Source organism: Chitinophaga silvisoli (genome assembly GCF_003412465.1).
Taxonomy (GTDB): Bacteria; Bacteroidota; Bacteroidia; order Chitinophagales; family Chitinophagaceae; genus Chitinophaga; species Chitinophaga silvisoli.
Window position 1 is genome coordinate 47100 of record NZ_QTJV01000007.1, and the last position, 15411, is coordinate 62510.

At 46.4% G+C, this 15411-nt stretch carries 15 protein-coding genes; 4 read left to right on the forward strand and 11 right to left on the reverse strand.

What is annotated here, in order from left to right; all coding sequences use genetic code 11:
* Positions 1–6 precede the first annotated feature (6 nt).
* On the forward strand, positions 7–585 hold the full coding sequence (locus DXN04_RS18960; RefSeq protein ID WP_116854969.1) for a hypothetical protein: 579 nt from the start codon (positions 7–9) through the stop codon (positions 583–585).
* On the opposite strand, the gene DXN04_RS18965 is transcribed toward DXN04_RS18960, so the two are convergent.
* From DXN04_RS18965 to DXN04_RS18975, 3 genes are read right to left on the reverse strand one after another with little or no spacing between them, the layout of a single operon-like run.
* Positions 533–1444, reverse strand: coding sequence for an alpha/beta hydrolase (locus tag DXN04_RS18965; protein ID WP_233525632.1), 912 nt, complete (start codon positions 1442–1444; stop codon positions 533–535). The genes DXN04_RS18960 and DXN04_RS18965 overlap by 53 nt on opposite strands.
* A complete protein-coding gene (locus DXN04_RS18970; protein WP_116854970.1) occupies positions 1444–1932 on the reverse strand; it encodes an SRPBCC domain-containing protein in 489 nt (162 codons plus the stop codon). Before DXN04_RS18970 ends, DXN04_RS18965 begins: the two co-directional genes overlap by 1 nt.
* Before the next feature lies 1 nt (position 1933).
* Positions 1934–3175, reverse strand: coding sequence for a multiheme c-type cytochrome (locus DXN04_RS18975; protein WP_116854971.1), 1242 nt, complete (start codon positions 3173–3175; stop codon positions 1934–1936).
* Positions 3176–3228: 53 nt separating this feature from the next.
* On the opposite strand from DXN04_RS18975, the gene DXN04_RS18980 reads away from it, so the two are divergent.
* Entirely contained in the window at positions 3229–3954 is a 726-nt protein-coding gene (locus DXN04_RS18980) for a DUF4197 domain-containing protein (RefSeq protein WP_116854972.1), read from the forward strand.
* Positions 3955–4103: 149 nt separating this feature from the next.
* Here DXN04_RS18980 and DXN04_RS18985 read toward each other — a convergent pair whose 3' ends face one another.
* The 8 genes from DXN04_RS18985 to DXN04_RS19015 all read right to left on the reverse strand — a co-directional run bounded on the left by DXN04_RS18985 (position 4104) and on the right by DXN04_RS19015 (position 12597).
* A complete protein-coding gene (locus DXN04_RS18985) occupies positions 4104–5438 on the reverse strand; it encodes an NAD(P)/FAD-dependent oxidoreductase (protein ID WP_233525633.1) in 1335 nt (444 codons plus the stop codon).
* 284 nt (positions 5439–5722) lie between these two features.
* Positions 5723–7009: an alpha-L-fucosidase gene (locus tag DXN04_RS18990; RefSeq protein WP_116854974.1), complete on the reverse strand. Its 1287-nt coding sequence runs from the start codon at positions 7007–7009 to the stop codon at positions 5723–5725.
* A 24-nt stretch (positions 7010–7033) separates the two neighbouring features.
* A complete protein-coding gene (locus tag DXN04_RS34585) occupies positions 7034–7258 on the reverse strand; it encodes a hypothetical protein (RefSeq protein WP_147319985.1) in 225 nt (74 codons plus the stop codon).
* The gene (locus DXN04_RS18995; RefSeq protein WP_116854975.1) at positions 7221–7754 is read right to left on the reverse strand and encodes a YciE/YciF ferroxidase family protein; all 534 of its coding nucleotides are present in this window, start codon (positions 7752–7754) and stop codon (positions 7221–7223) included. The genes DXN04_RS34585 and DXN04_RS18995 overlap by 38 nt, the downstream gene beginning before the upstream one ends.
* A gap of 307 nt (positions 7755–8061) precedes the next feature.
* Complete coding sequence (locus DXN04_RS19000; RefSeq protein WP_116854976.1) at positions 8062–8913, reverse strand: hypothetical protein; 852 nt, start codon at positions 8911–8913, stop codon at positions 8062–8064.
* Positions 8903–9559, reverse strand: a complete 657-nt coding sequence (locus DXN04_RS19005) for a hypothetical protein (protein ID WP_147319986.1) — start codon at positions 9557–9559, stop codon at positions 8903–8905. Before DXN04_RS19005 ends, DXN04_RS19000 begins: the two co-directional genes overlap by 11 nt.
* Positions 9540–9926 carry a hypothetical protein gene (locus DXN04_RS19010; RefSeq protein ID WP_147319987.1) on the reverse strand — a complete coding sequence of 129 codons (387 nt, stop codon included), beginning with the start codon at positions 9924–9926 and terminating at the stop codon, positions 9540–9542. The genes DXN04_RS19005 and DXN04_RS19010 overlap by 20 nt, the downstream gene beginning before the upstream one ends.
* Positions 9927–10206: 280 nt before the next feature.
* On the reverse strand, positions 10207–12597 hold the full coding sequence (locus tag DXN04_RS19015; RefSeq protein ID WP_116854979.1) for an ABC transporter permease: 2391 nt from the start codon (positions 12595–12597) through the stop codon (positions 10207–10209).
* Between the two features lie 294 nt (positions 12598–12891).
* On the opposite strand from DXN04_RS19015, the gene DXN04_RS19020 reads away from it, so the two are divergent.
* Positions 12892–13404, forward strand: coding sequence for a hypothetical protein (locus tag DXN04_RS19020; RefSeq protein ID WP_147319988.1), 513 nt, complete (start codon positions 12892–12894; stop codon positions 13402–13404).
* 148 nt (positions 13405–13552) lie between these two features.
* Positions 13553–15400, forward strand: a complete 1848-nt coding sequence (locus DXN04_RS19025; protein ID WP_116854981.1) for a type VI secretion system Vgr family protein — start codon at positions 13553–13555, stop codon at positions 15398–15400.
* Positions 15401–15411: the final 11 nt, after the last annotated feature.

Sequence of the window (15411 nt, forward strand, 5' to 3'; positions counted from 1 at the left end):
TTATTTATGAAACAGCGTGGAATTAACAAGTGGGTGGCTGTGCCTGCTATTTTGTTTGTATTTTCTCTTTTTGGCACTTATTTCAGTTATGCCGAAGCGCAGCAGCATCCGTCCTATTATCCTGCCATGTATGTGTGTGCAGGAATTGCTATCTGTTCATTCATATTAGCCGCCATCCTGCAAAATGTAACTATCAGGAAGGCAAGTGTACCAAAGTATGCACCGATTCCTTTTAGCAATGATCATTCAGAAACCTATTACTGCATCTATACGACTGGCAAACGGAAATATGATGAGGAATTTATAGAAGATATTGCCGACAGGATCGAGCATATTGACGATGAAAATGATCCGCTCGTAAGGGCACAGATTGCAAAGCTCTTCGATCCTGAACGTAAATCACCCGTATTGTTACCCGTGCAGCTGACAGATGGGGAAGAAGTCTACCAGCGGCCGATAAAAAATACACAGTTGATGGATGATATTACCAGAAATGAGCGGCATTTCGCCCTGCTCACATTTGAAGATCAGTCTAAAGCTGTGGTGGTGAGGCATGAGCAGACTGTGCTGGCTGTACAGGAATAATATGACTATCCATCATCCAGTTCGTCAACAGGGATGGCCATGCTTTCAATGAAAGCAGATCGGTTTTATAACCCATATTAAAAGCATGATCTCCATTGGCGAAAATATGTGCTTCTACAGGGACCTTAGCGTCCCTGTAGGCGCTTAATAAGGTCACTATCGGTGCAGAACAGCAGGCATCATTATTCGCTACCACCAGGAATGCCTTCGGAGCATCTGCCGGTACAGATTGCGGAATACCCAATGGACCAGGGTATACCAGGATCTGGAAATCCGGTTTACCATTCAACCTGTCTACCGGGTCTTTGGCGGCAGGATTGATATACCCGTTTGCATATGCTACCTGGGTCACCACTTCTCCGCCGGCACTGAATCCCCACATACCAACCCGGCTGGTATCAATGCCCCATTCTTTTGCATGACTACGGGTTAAGCGCATGGCCCGGTAAGCATCCTGCCTGACCTCCTTCTCCAATGAATAAGTAGAATCTTCCCTGAACAGGCGATATTTGAGAATAATGGCCGCAATGCCCAGGTTATTCAGGTATTTTGCAGGGTTTACCCCCTCGGAATTATATACCAGTAAGCGGAAGCCACCACCCGGACAAATTACCACGGCAGCACCGTTCGCTTTTTCCTTTGGGGGAAGGTAGACGGTGATACTGGGATTATGGATGTTTTTTACATAGTAATCTTTGGCGATTTCAGGCTCATTTTTACGGTTTTCATAACCGGGTGCACCATTGGACCAAAGATGAAGAACAATGGGCGTATCCTGCTTATTTTGCGCATGGGCAACAGCGGGCAGCAGGAGGCAAAGGAGGAGGTAAATGCGTGACATGGCATATAAGTTAGCCATTATTCCGCAATAGTTTTAAATAATATTTCTTCCAGCCGGTCCAATGATTGTTGCGCCGCCTCAATGCCGTCATAGGATCGGATGACATGATCCCTGGCCTCGTTAGTTTTAAAAATCAACCGCATGTCGATACAGGTACTATCGCCCTGGTCCTGGAATGTTACGGTTGTATTGAACTGGTCGGGATCATTGTCGGTATCACTGCTTTGTGAAAAAGAGATCCTTTCCGGTTCCAGCACTTCAATGAACACCACCCTGTTTCGGTAATCCACGCCGTCAGGGCCGTGCATCACAAATTTCCATTCTCCCCCGGTGCTTAAATTAAAAGATTCGATGGTGATGGTAAATCCTTTAGGCCCCCACCATTCAGCCAGTTTATCCTCGCTGATCCAAAGTTGAAATACAATATCCCGGGGTGCACGTACCAGGCGGGAAAGAATGATCTCCCGGCCGTCATGGGGTACAATGGCTTCTTTTCTTTCAGTCATATCAATGCGTTTTGAGTTGGGTTGCCAAAAATGCCCTGGTCTCTGCCAGATAGATACCTACTCTATGGGTCCGCACCAGGTCCGGAATAGCGGCTTTATCCTGCTCCATCTTGAAGGTTATCTTTGCAGAAGCCATTGCGGGCATATGACAATCAATACAATTATCCGATAATACCAATCCATTATCAGGCCGGAATCTACAGGTATCTTTCCTGTTATGACAATTCATACAGCGCTGAGAAAATAAACGGGAATTTTTAGCCTCATCCTTATGCACATCATGGCAGGAACTGCAATCCATTTCGGACAACTTAAAACATTTACTGGAAGTAAGCAGTCCATATTGATTCCCATGAACATCCAATTCCCCCTCAGCTGTCTTCTCTGTAGAATAGTCATGTAAAGGCTGGCCCACCTGGTAGGAAAAAGCCGGTTGCAAGGGTGTCCTGATCCCGGAATGACACAGCGCACAGGCATCCAGTTTCATTTGCCTGTCCAAATGCGCGGTGTTAACGATATATTGTGGAACTGTATCCGCAGGATGGGCAGCATGGTAGGCTACATGGGCAGCACCCGGACCATGACAACGCTCACAGTCTACACCGTAAATGATCTTTTGTTTGTCGAAAACAGTACTCTTATCAGGCAGTACTTCCGCCGCTGCATAGGTACCATGACACTCAATACAATTTGCCGGAACGGGGCGGTTAAAACGAATATAACTGATCGAATACCCCGGACTATTCGCCCAGTCATGAATCGGTGTAAAGTAGGAGATGGGCAACTGGAACAAACGATTGTCCGACCAGTAAAGGTAGGTTTGCCCCATGCGCCCGGAGCCGATCACCATGCCGAATGCCTCCCTTTGTGTGCTCACATCATTTAAATACCCCGTCTGGTAAAATTTATTGCCTACCCGGTTCATCACAACTTCCATTTTATCATTGTAAACAAAACGGTTCCTGCCCCTGGCAAAGCTGCCTTTGATATTTGCCGCATCGGGTAGGGAAGAGGTGAGGAAGTGCGCCGTGTGGCGGGTATCTTTATATATGTCCTGGTGACAGGACTGGCAGGCGGCTGCACCTGCAAAGGCTTTACCATTTGGTAATTCTATAATGCCGCTTTGTGTGGCAGGTTGTGTAGTCGTACACATGATGCTGCCCAGGATGATCAGCAAGATAATGGATGATAAAATGATGTACCGCATAAAGGGTAGTAATACATTCTTATATACGTAATTCATTGCGCCCGGATTTTTATATCTTTGCCTCCGTTCGAGTAAATTAATACTGTACTATGAAGCGTCTTATTCTTGTATGCCTGGGCATTTTATGTTTTTCTACCAGCTGTGAAACCTCACAGCAGATTTTACAAAACCTTCCTACTACTGTGGGGCAACCTACGAGCACACAGATCGCCGCGGGTCTGAAAGAAGCATTGACTATCGGAACACAGAACAGCGCAAACCGCTTATCTGCTGTCAACGGGTTCTTTGCAAATGCAGCGTTAAAAATCCTCATGCCGCCGGAAGCGCAGAAGGTAGAATCTACCTTACGTAACCTGGGTATGGGTAATGTGGTAGACAAAGCCATCCTCTCTATGAACAGAGGCGCTGAAGAAGCTGCAAAATCCGCTGCACCTATCTTTGTGAATGCGATCAAACAAATGAGTATTACAGATGCTATCGGCATCCTGAGAGGTGGCCAGACTTCAGCTACTGATTATTTCAAAAGCAAGACCACTGCTGAACTGACCAATGCTTTCAAACCAGTGATTGCAGCAGCCTTGAAGAAAGTAGATGCCACTAAATACTGGAGTGATGTGTTCTCCCTGTATAACAAATTTTCCAGCACACCGGTGAACACCGACCTTTCTGCTTATGTAACAGAAAAAGCGATCGCTGGGATCTATGTGGAAGTAGCCGCAGAAGAAGCGAAGATCAGGCAGGATCCTGCCGCCCGTGTCACAGACCTGCTGAAAACCGTTTTTGGCAGCACACTGGCGCAGACAGCTAATAAATAATATCATCAAAATAAAAAAGAGCTTGTACCAAAAGTAATCTGAAGGCATTGAGAACTACATAAACAAAAATTCTCTCCGTCAGGTACCCGGATTAAATTCCGGGAATTTTACTTTTGATGCAAGCTCTTTTTTTATTACCATCTATAAATTTAAACAAGCACTTTCTCCGTCACTTTCTCCACTGGTATATTCTCCTTCGGCTTTCCAATAATCGTCCCAAACCCCGCATCATTGGTAAAGTACTTCCACACCCAGTTTATCAGCACCACAATCCTGTTCCTGAATCCAACCAAGGACATCAGGTGCACAAACATCCATATCAGCCATGCCCTGAATCCCTGTGTCCTGATCTGCTTTTTAAACACCATTAAATCTGCCACGGCATGATTCTTTCCAATGGTAGCCATGGTTCCCATATCATTATACTTAAACGGCTTCGGCGCCTTTCCTGCTTCCCACCGCATGATATTACGCCCCAGGAGCTTTCCCTGTTGTATCGCAGGCTGCGCCAGCATGGGGTACCCATGTGGCGTTTCTTCCGTTACCATCGCGGCTATATCCCCAATCGCAAACACATTATCATAGCCCGCTACTTTGTTATATTCATCTACCTTAATCCTGGAATCCTGCATACACTCTGGCGACAAGCCCTCCACCGGCAACCCGGATACGCCGGCCGCCCAGATCAAGGTCCTCGTCACCAGCTGTTCTCCCGTACTTAGTTTCACCGCAAATCCATCGTAAGACACCACTCTTCTGTTCAGCCATACTCTCACGCCCAGGTCATTCAGCATCTTCAAAGACTCCCTCGATGCTGCCGCCGACATTCCTTTCAGGATCTCCCCGCCGCTTTGGATCAGATGGATATCCATCTTCACAAAATCCAGTTCCTTATAATCTTTCGGAAATACATGTCGCTTCAACTCACTCAGTGCACCCGCAATCTCTACACCAGTTGGTCCGCCACCTACAATCACAAAGTCCATCAAACTATTCAGCTGCATTTCATCTTCTACCTGCAAGGCCTTTTCAAAATTGCTCACAATCGTGTTCCGCAACAACAAGGCATCTTCCAGGCTCTTGATGCTGATCGCTCTTGCCGCGATCTCCTCGTTCCCGTAGAAATTCGTAGTAGCACCCGTTGCAATTACCAGGTAATCGTAGCGGATCAATCCAATAGAGGTTTCCACCGTCTGGTTGGCGGTATCAATATTTTTTGCTTCCGCCATGCGGAAAAACAAATTCGATTGCTGCTTAAAAATCTTACGGTAAGGCGCTACGATGGAGGGAGCTTCCAGGTTGGTAGTCGCTACCTGGTACAATAATGGCTGGAAGGTATGAAAGTTATGCTTGTCAATCAGTACTACCTGCAAGTCTGTTCCGGCAAGGGATTTCGCTAGTTCCATCCCTCCAAATCCCCCGCCTATGATCACTACTCTTTTCTTACCTGTTGTTGCTATTTTCGTTTGACTTAATAAGACCACGCTATTGTATTTTAGACTGTGAATCAATGATATGGCAAACTGCCGGGCACAATTTGATACCAAAGATAGTACCATTCGACTAATAGCCGTCCTAGGAGAATTCCCTATTATTGTTTATATTATCGCTTTTGTGGTGAGATTTATAAGATTTAAATAAAATTGACAGGTTTTCTTCCCTGCTTAAGAGTGTATCCTCCCTGTTAAAGGCTTCATCTTTCCTGCTTAAGAGTGTATCCTTCCTGTTAAAGGCCCCATCTTTCCTGCTACACTTCCTTCTTCTCCCTTTACAACATCAATTCAATTACCGGCACTGTAAACCCTGGCTTCCGCAGTGGTAATACCAGTACCAGGTCATCCCCGTTTTCTTCCCGCTTTATCTCAGATGCATCATGCAGGAACTGTGCATATTTTACCCTGCCCTTATACCCTTTTAACACCAGGTTCCCTCCGGCGTATTCCATCAAATGTACATACAGCCTTTTAGCAGCAGGATTATAAGTGAGCAGGCTATGCGCCGGTGCCAGGTAGCCAGCCGGAGCCTCCTGGCAATTATAAATCGCCCTATCATTATAATGCATCCATTGCCCGATAGAATCCAATGCCCGTGTAGCCCTGTAGTCAAACACGCCTCTGCCGGTAGGCCCTACATTCAGGATCAGGTTTCCACTCTTACTCACCGAAGTAATCAGCAGGGTTAGCAACTGCAGATTCGTCTTCCAGGTTTCCTCATCCCTGTAGTAACCCCAGGAACCCGAGAAGGTCTGGCAGGTTTCAAAAGGCAATCCATCATAATTACTTTTAAGCTCCTCCGGTTTTACCTGTTCCGGTGTCGCGAAGTCAGCCCCATCAGGTACGCCGGCCAGGTCCAGGCGATTATCTACAATGATATTGGGTTGCAACTTCCGGATCATTTTCAGCAGCGCGAGAGATTCCCAGTCATCCCTGCCTTTGCCATGAGGGCCGGGGTAGGAGAAGTCCAGCCAGAGGATATCGATCTTCCCGTATTTCGTTAAGAGTTCGGTAATCTGGTTGCGCATGTACACGCGGTATTTTGCCATATCCCTGCCCTTGTTGAGGCGGGCATAAGCTGTGTCGTTGGAAGGGCGTTGCGGATGGTAAATGTCGATTGTAAAATCCGGGTGGTGCCAGTCGAGCAGCGAATAATAAAACCCGATTTTAATTCCTTCTGCCCGGAATGCATCCACGAATTCCCTGACCAGGTCCCGGCGGATGGCGGTATTGGTCGATTTATAATCAGTGTATTTTGAATCAAAGAGGCAGAAACCTTCATGGTGTTTGGTGGTCAGCACGGCATATTTCATGCCCGCTGCTTTGGCCTGCCTGGCCCATTCTTTTGGATTGAAGAGGTCGGGGTTAAACTGGTCGAAGTAAACCTGGTATTGTTCGTTTGTAAGTCTTTCATGGTTTTTGACCCATTCATGCCTGGCGGCTTCTGCATATAGGCCGAAATGGATGAACATGCCAAAGCGGTCATGCTTCCACCAGTCCATTTTTTGGGAATAACAGAAATTGGAAAGAAGGAGCAGGATAAAGGTAAATCTGGCTAACATAGTTGGGAATTTTCTATAAGATAGCTAATTTATCTTTTTCCTGCTCCAGGGAAATATTCTTTCTTTCTCAGGAATTTCTTTCTCAAGGATTCCTTTCTCAAGGATTCCTTTCTCAAGAATTCCTGAGAAAGGATTTCCCTCTTCAGTATTTCCTTCTCCGCTATTTGCCCGTAGGATTTCTCTTCCTCCCTGTTGCCATAACCGTTCTTTCCTACTCCCTTTCCTGGCTCGCCTTATAATTAATATCATTCTCCGCTATCTGCGTCAGCTTCACATCCGCCGCCTTCTCTTCCTCCAGTGTCTGCCGCAATAGCACTGCTGCCTCTTTATACCCTAATGTAGCCGCCAGTGTTACCAGGCCACCATAAGTAGCAATCTCATAATGCTCTGCCTTCTGACAGGCAAAAATCAACGCCACATCCCGCTGGCAGGTATCAGTATCTGTCTCATCAATCAGGTCTTCACCTTCTTCCACAATGCCCGCCATTGCATGACACTTCTTCGCATCTGCATCTTCACCTATCATCTCAAATACATCTTCCAGTCTTGCTACATGATTTTCTGTCTCTACCAGGTGACTATCAATCGCATCTTTCAATTGATTAGTAGTAGCGGCTTCGCTTAGTTTTGGCAGGGTTTTCACCAGTTTCTTTTCTGCCCAGTAAATATCTTTCAACTGGTCAATGAAAAATTCCTTCAGTTTGCTGTCATACGCCGTAGACGCATTTGCGGATGTAGTTGCCATAAGATTAGTTTCCCAAGAAAGAGAGAAAATGATGCCATAACGGCTGGCACGATAATGTAGTCCTCATCAGTGATTTACTACCCCAAATGGCCACAGATCGTAGTAATAAAACCCTCTAAACAGGCATTTCAGCCCATATAGGGCTGGCACGATTCTTTCACTCTTAAAATCAGAAAGGAAGTTTCAAACCCGGGGTGGTTATAACAATTGAACCTGAGATAATACCCTTAGTACCTGCTCTGGATAATCCCAGCGAAGGAAAAAAAAGAAACTTCCAGCAAGGCCTTCGGTAATCCATACCGAAGGCTTATTTTTTTCTAAACCGCTCAGGATCTATATAGGGCGTATAATAGGCACAAAGGTTTAATAATATCATCATCGCCGAAAAGAAAAATAAGCCCATGAATAAAGCGATGAACAGATGCAGGCACACTATACCGCCCAGCCACCACATCCTTACCTTGGGGATATTCATCCCGATACAATACCCCATTTCAAGAAGGATTGTACCCCAGCCTGCTACCAGGAAGAAAGGGGTATGCACCAGGAAATCCATGCTAAACAAACTATAATAATTATGACTATGCAGGGTCTTCCACAGTGCCTCTCCATTCCTCCAGCTTACCCCGATCACTTTATCAAAGCCTGAAAAGAAATATGCAATGCACAGGTGTGCTCTTAACAAAAGTAACCAGGGGCCATATTCCGGCGCAATGATAAAACGCCTTAACCTGTTATCAATGGAATAGATATATCCCACAGGAAAAATACAGCAATAGAATAATGCTATCGTAGTATAACCATCCACCCCATACTCATAGAGGTGGATGGATTTTAGCATTAGCAGTTGTAGGAATAAAGACAATATAGCACTCAGCCGGGTACAGCATCCAAGCAGGAGACTTACTAACGCCAATGGATATGCAATCCTGCAGATCATCAATAAAGTTTCATAGGGCATACCCACATAATGCTGCAGGCTGATAAGGGTAGGACTAAAATGATCCGTAGCCGTATCCATTATATCCGGGTAGATATACCCTTTATAGGAATACAACATATCGAAATCCGGCTGTATCGCCAGGAAATGTAATAAAGCAAAACCCGCCATATTTACCCGGAAAAAGAACAACCATCCGGGATAGGTCTTATTGCGCATGTGGTGTCAGACTATAGGTACCTGTCACTAATTTCGTCAGCTGGTATGCAGGGGGTGTACCGGATCGCACAGCCTGCAGTGTAGGGAACTGCAGTACATTGTAACTTAGCAGTACAGTACTGTCCGCGCAACCATGCTGCTGATAAAGTGTGACAGCGATATTTTTAAAGACAAGGTTATTATATTCTCCCAGCAGGCCTCCGGGCAGACTATCATGTGCATCCGGTTTAATAAAATCATCCGTCAGCGCATTGGCCATTGAAAAGAAGCGGAGAGAAGTCTCGTACGATTTAAAATCGGCAGTCATGGGCGTGCCATCACATTCTCCGATCAATATTCCATTTGAGCGCACATTGATACCAAAGAACCCATAGCCGGTTTCTGCGCCGGTATAGCGGCCGTAATAGCGCAGGGCCGGGGCTTCCACCCAGGGCATTATTTTTTGCACGATCACGGAATTTTCCGGCGTGTGGTAGAACTCATGGTACGCCTTATAGGCACTGACGCTGTTAATGATAATAATTAAGAGAAGGTGTACGGCCATCCAGGCATACAAAGCGCGCATACGAATCTTTCGAAACAGCACGATGGCCGGCCGATTACGTGCCAGCCATCGTTTTAGCCACTTACTTGATGGCTGGTGCATAGCGGTTCATGATCTCGTTAGCTTTGATCACTTCTTCCGGCAGGGTTTTAATCTGCTTCCAGAAAATGAACTTGGTAGACACCCAATCTTTGTAAATGGAGTTGTCAAGAATACCACCCATCCTTCTGTTCAGCGGATTATTCGATGCAATAGTGATCGCACCACGACCGAAATCTTTGATGCCGTAGTGCTCTGCTACAACACGTTTGATCTCTTCCTGGTCACTCACAGACACGCGCTTGGAAGCGACTTTGGAAACAGTGTAGAGGTGCTTGCTCACGCGCTTAACGCCGATTTCCTGCTGGAATGAAAACGAGAGGAGGAGCACCGCAGGGGCGCACAATGAAAGCAATAGAAGCCTTTTCATACAGTGAAATGTTTTGGGATTAATATGAAGGCAAGTTAGGGGATTTCAATTATATAACAATCAGGTATTTATACCCTAATTTTCAGTTTGAATTTAATAAAGCCGGTAGCAGGGGAATTTCCCGGTTCCCGCGCTTTACCATAAACATTGCGCAGGAACCCGGGTAATTGTGCTTGCCATAAACAACGCCAGGAACCCGGGTAATTGCGCTTGCCATAAACAACGCCAGGAACCCGGGTAATTGCGCATTCCCATTTACAAACCCATGTTCGCCATCCCCTTATTCCGTTTTTAAACTTTTCACGGGGTTCATCGTCGCCGCCCTGATGCCCTGCACACTTACGGTCAGCAACGAAATGATCAGCGCACTCCCTGCCGCCACTAAAAACGCCCACCAGGGTATCGCCGTCCTGTATGAATACCGCTGCAACCATGCCGACATCCATACATGGGCCAAGGGCATCGCTATCAACAATGAAATCGTTACCAATACAATAAACTCTCCTGACAGCATCCCCCATAAATTAAATACAGACGCGCCCAATATCTTCCGGATCCCCAACTCCTTCGTCCTTTGCTCCGCCATAAACGATGCCATCCCAAATAAACCCAGGCAGGAAATAAAGATCGCCAGCAATGCAAAGATGCCTGCCAGCTTACCAATCCTTATCTCGTCCCTGAACTTCGTCTCATACTCCATGTCGGCAAACTTATAATTCACCGGACTTTCGGGGTCATACTTCCTGCACATTTCTTCTATCAGCTGCACCGCCGCCACAGGACCAATGCCCGGCCTGATCCTGATATTGACATAATTATCACTGAAATGATTCCTGATATAAAACAGGGTAGGTGCCACCACCTCATATGGGTTCTGCATAACCATATCTTTCACCACTCCCAGAATCTTAAAATGATGATCTCCCCAGGTAAGATCCTGACCCACCGGGTCTTTTAACCCCATGTACTCCACCGCACGCTGATTGATCACCACCCCATCAGAATCCGTGAGCATCCCCGCATTGAAATCACGCCCGGCTATAAACTGCCAGCCCACCGCCTTTCCAAATCCAAACGTCACACCTATATTCGCAAAATCCACGGTCATATTTGGATCCTTTCCCTGCCACCTGATAGAACTCGTATTGTTGTTTACGCCTGTAGAAGGACTCGTGGAAAACGCAACTTCATCTATCTTCCCCGATGCGATCAACTCATGCCTGAACGATTCAAAATGATCTGCTATCGCACTGGTAATGGTGGTCACCGTCACCAGCCCATCTTTGTTATACCCTACAGGACGATTCCGGGCAAACCGGATTTGATTAAACACCACGATTGTCCCGATGATCAATGTAACAGATACACTAAATTGTAATACCACCAATACTTTTCTTGGCATCGATGCCAGTTTGCCTGCTTTATATGCACCTTTCAGTACCTTCACCGGCTGAAAAGAAGATAAATAGAATGCCGGGTAGCTCCCTGCTATCAAGCCTGTCAGCAGGGTAAAAGTGATTCCTGCCAGCCAAAATAATGGATTGTTCCAGGGCAATGTAATTTTCTTATCCGCCACCTCATTGAATGCCGGCAATAAGATCAGCACAAGCCCCAGTGCCAGTACATATGCAATGCCCGTCACAAACAACGACTCTGTAAAGAACTGCGCCACCAGTTGCCGTCTTAATGAACCGATCGACTTGCGGATTCCCACTTCCTTCGCCCGCTTCTCACTCTTTGCCGTTGTCAGGTTCATGAAATTGATACAGGCCAGCAACAGTACAAACATTCCAATGATTCCAAACAAATACACATATTGCAATCGATCTCCCACCGCCACACTATTCTTAAATGTTGAATACAGGTGCCAGCGACTCATAGGATGCAACTGGATCTTTGGATTAAATTGTTTGATAAAAGCATCCACTTCTTTCCGGGATACATCCGCGATCTTCGCACTCACTTCATCCATGTCCGCATGATCGGCCAGCTGCACGTACAACTGATAGGAATTATCCCCCCAGTCATTTTTAGATTTGGGTTTAACCAGGGAAGGGGTGTTGACATAATAATCCCAGGGTGCTATAAATGAAAGTTCCCTGAATTCACTGTTGTACGGGAAGTCCTCATAAACCCCCGTTACCTTAAAGCTTTGGTCATTGTCCAGTTTTACCAGTTGACCCATGGGATCAGCCTCCCCAAACAATGCCCTGGCCACCGTCTGAGACAATATCAGGCTATGAGGATCTGTCAACGCTTTTCTATCCCCCCGCAGCATTTTCAGATCAAACATCTCCGCGACACTTGCCTCCATGAAATTGCCTTTTTGCAACAGCTTCCTGTCGCCTGCAGCCAGGATATGTCCCCAAACCCAGGAACCCATGGTCATATTTTTGAAATACTCCCCGTAATTCTCCTTCAGCGCCTGGGGGAGGGGTATACTGATGGCCTTGCCGGTCTTCATCTCCCCATTGAATACCTGGGTCTTATACACCTGGGCAATGCGCTCATAATGCGCCGGAAAACGGTCGTAGGTAAACTCATCCCTGATCCATAATCCAATGAGCATCGCTACAGTCATCCCAACAGAGAGTCCTGCAATATTAATAAAGGAATGCACCTTGTTTTTAAACAGGTACCTGATGGCCATTTTTAAATAGTTCCTGTGCATAGCGTTGGGTTGAATCTTCTGCGGGCGGAAAAACCCTGCCAGAAAGAAAACTACTCATTTTCAATAAATTATAAAATGTTGTCTGTCCGGTTTTGGTACAAGGGGTGTCCGGGTATGGTCTTTCCGCTTCGTAAAGGTCTCCCATTCAGATCACCCATTCAATTCATCCATTCATGTCACCATTCATTCACCCATTCAGCTGGCATAGGGACTACCCCTATTTAAATTTTATTAACTTCGCATTAACTCACTTGCATGCTCCCCCTCCTTATCTTCGGTCCAACTCCCTGTAACATGGAAATACACATCAAAAAATTCGGAGATGCCAGCGTTTGTATAGAACTACCTAAGTTGTCTGCCATCCCCCTCGTCAAATTGTGGAAAGAAAGGATCATTACCGATATCCTGCTCATGGCCTTCTCTAACAGGGCCGCCACCCTCGTAAGTGTCGACCCCGCACCCGATACCATCGGCTACAGATTCCCCTATCAGCTCCTGGTCTCCGGCGGGCACAGCTATCTCGTCAATAATATGGATTCATGTGACTACCACGACCTGGTGCAAATAGGAGAAAGCCCTGAAATGAGCCTCGGATTACTAACATTAGTAGCCGGTGCCAATAACTACCAGTTTGATCACTACTTCCCCAAAACAGAAGAATCCCTTTTAACAATTAAAGAAGAAATGTTAATCTGTAGCCCCGATGCTCATCGTGTATACTGGCTGAATGCAAATCGTGAGTATTCCGATCTCCTCCTGGCCATAAATGACATAGCTGACTTCTACCAACTCCTTATCGCATCCTAAATTATAGGCTTAAATATTAAGTTTAATCACTAATAATTAATTTTATGTCTGTTTAAACAACAGATTCAAATTTTTTTTATAATTTCGGGCTGTTTGTAAGTAATTAACCTATTTCGTTAACCGCATTACCATATCAATTATTGAGCGAATGGCTTTATATACCCAAACCTCTGTATCAATAGGAGATGAACAATTCAGGCAATTTCATTCCCTTCACCTCAAACAATCCATGACAGGGCATCATTCCCTGGAAATCAAGATTGGATACGATTGGTTACTCAAATTAGGGAAGGACCCCGTCTCTTCCGGGCAATCTTTTTTAGGCAAGGAAGTACGGATGACCGTCGAAAGTATGGAAGGCACCGGCAACGGTAGTCCACTATCCTTTAATGGTGTCGTTACTGCTGTCACCTTCGGCAAGGAAAGCAACTCGATCAATGGTCACTGTACCGTTTATGCATCCAGTCCAACCATCCTGCTCGATGGCAACCCGCATATTCAGTCCTTCGAAACGCAGAACCTCGCCAACATTGTCAACACCGTTTTAAAAACCAGCAGCGCCTTCCCCGGCTCTCCTGAAGTAAACCCGGAGCACACTACACAGCTGAAATATATTGTGCAGTACAAAGAAACCGGTTTTCAGTTCCTCCAGCGCTTATCCCAGCGCTATGGCGAATGGTTCTTCTACAACGGACAACGCATCATTTTCGGGAAAAACACCCCGCAAAAAGTGACCCTCTATCACCAGGTAAACCTGGTAGATTACAATATTTCACTCAGAGCCGTTCCCAACAACCAGGCCCTGAAAGGACAGGAATACAGGAACTATTCTGATGTGGAGTTCAATACGAATGCTATCTCCGTCGGCAACGTAGACAACTATACGCAAAACGCGAAGACCGTAAGCGATAAACTCTATAACCGGGCCTTTATCTACAAAGTTCCCCACGCTTTCAGCAGCAATGCCAAAGAAGAACTGGAGAATACCGGTAAGCGCCAGCAACAGGCACAGATGGCCCGGATGGTCAGCATCAACGGCCGCAGCAAAAGTACCGCCCTGCGCCTTGGCGATACCATCAGCATCCAGGAAAATATCTTCGCCACTGCCGATCATGGTGAATTCTTCCTCACCTCGCTGGAACATTTCGTAGATGGAAACGGTGAATATTATAACCTCTTCGAAGGGATCCCCGCCGCTACTGCCGTTCCTCCCATGGACATCGAAAACATTCCTTACTGCGAAGCCCAAAGTGCCGTAGTAGTTGAAAATTTCGACCCCAAAGGACTGGGCCGCGTACGGGTACGCTTTAGCTGGCAAAATGGGATGACCCCCTGGGTACGCATCATACAGCCTCATGGCGGTGGCGACAAAGGCTTCTATTTCCTGCCGGAAACAGGCGAAGAAGTATGGGTTGACTTCGAAGGCGGTAATCCCGAAGCGCCCTACGTCACCGGTACACTCTATAACGGTGGCGGGAAAACGGACTATGGAGATGCTGACAACAATATCAAGGCCATCAGGACCCGCAGCGGCCACACCATCCGGCTCGATGATACTGCCGGCCAGGAATTCATCACCATCAATGACAAGGGTGGCAACACCATCATCATGGATACCAATGGCCAGAACATCTCCATCTCAGCCTTGCAGAACATCAAAATACAGGCCCGGAACATCAACATCATCGCCGTTGAAAGCGTAGATGTGACTGCCGGTACCTACCTCACCAACAGTGCCGGTTATGACCTCACTGCCAGCGCAGGCATGAACATTATGCACAATGCCGGCGATAGCATCACCCAATATTCTGTCAATGACTACAAACTGAGCGCAACCAACATTACCAAGATTGCATCAGAAAATATGGACGTGCAGGCCAAAAGCATTGAGAAAACGGCCGAACAGGTAAAGGTGGACAGCTCTAAAGAAGAGATGACCATCAACTCCGGGAAGTCAGTCGCCATCAAGAGCGCAGAGAAATCCAAACTATTCTGATCCTCATCTTT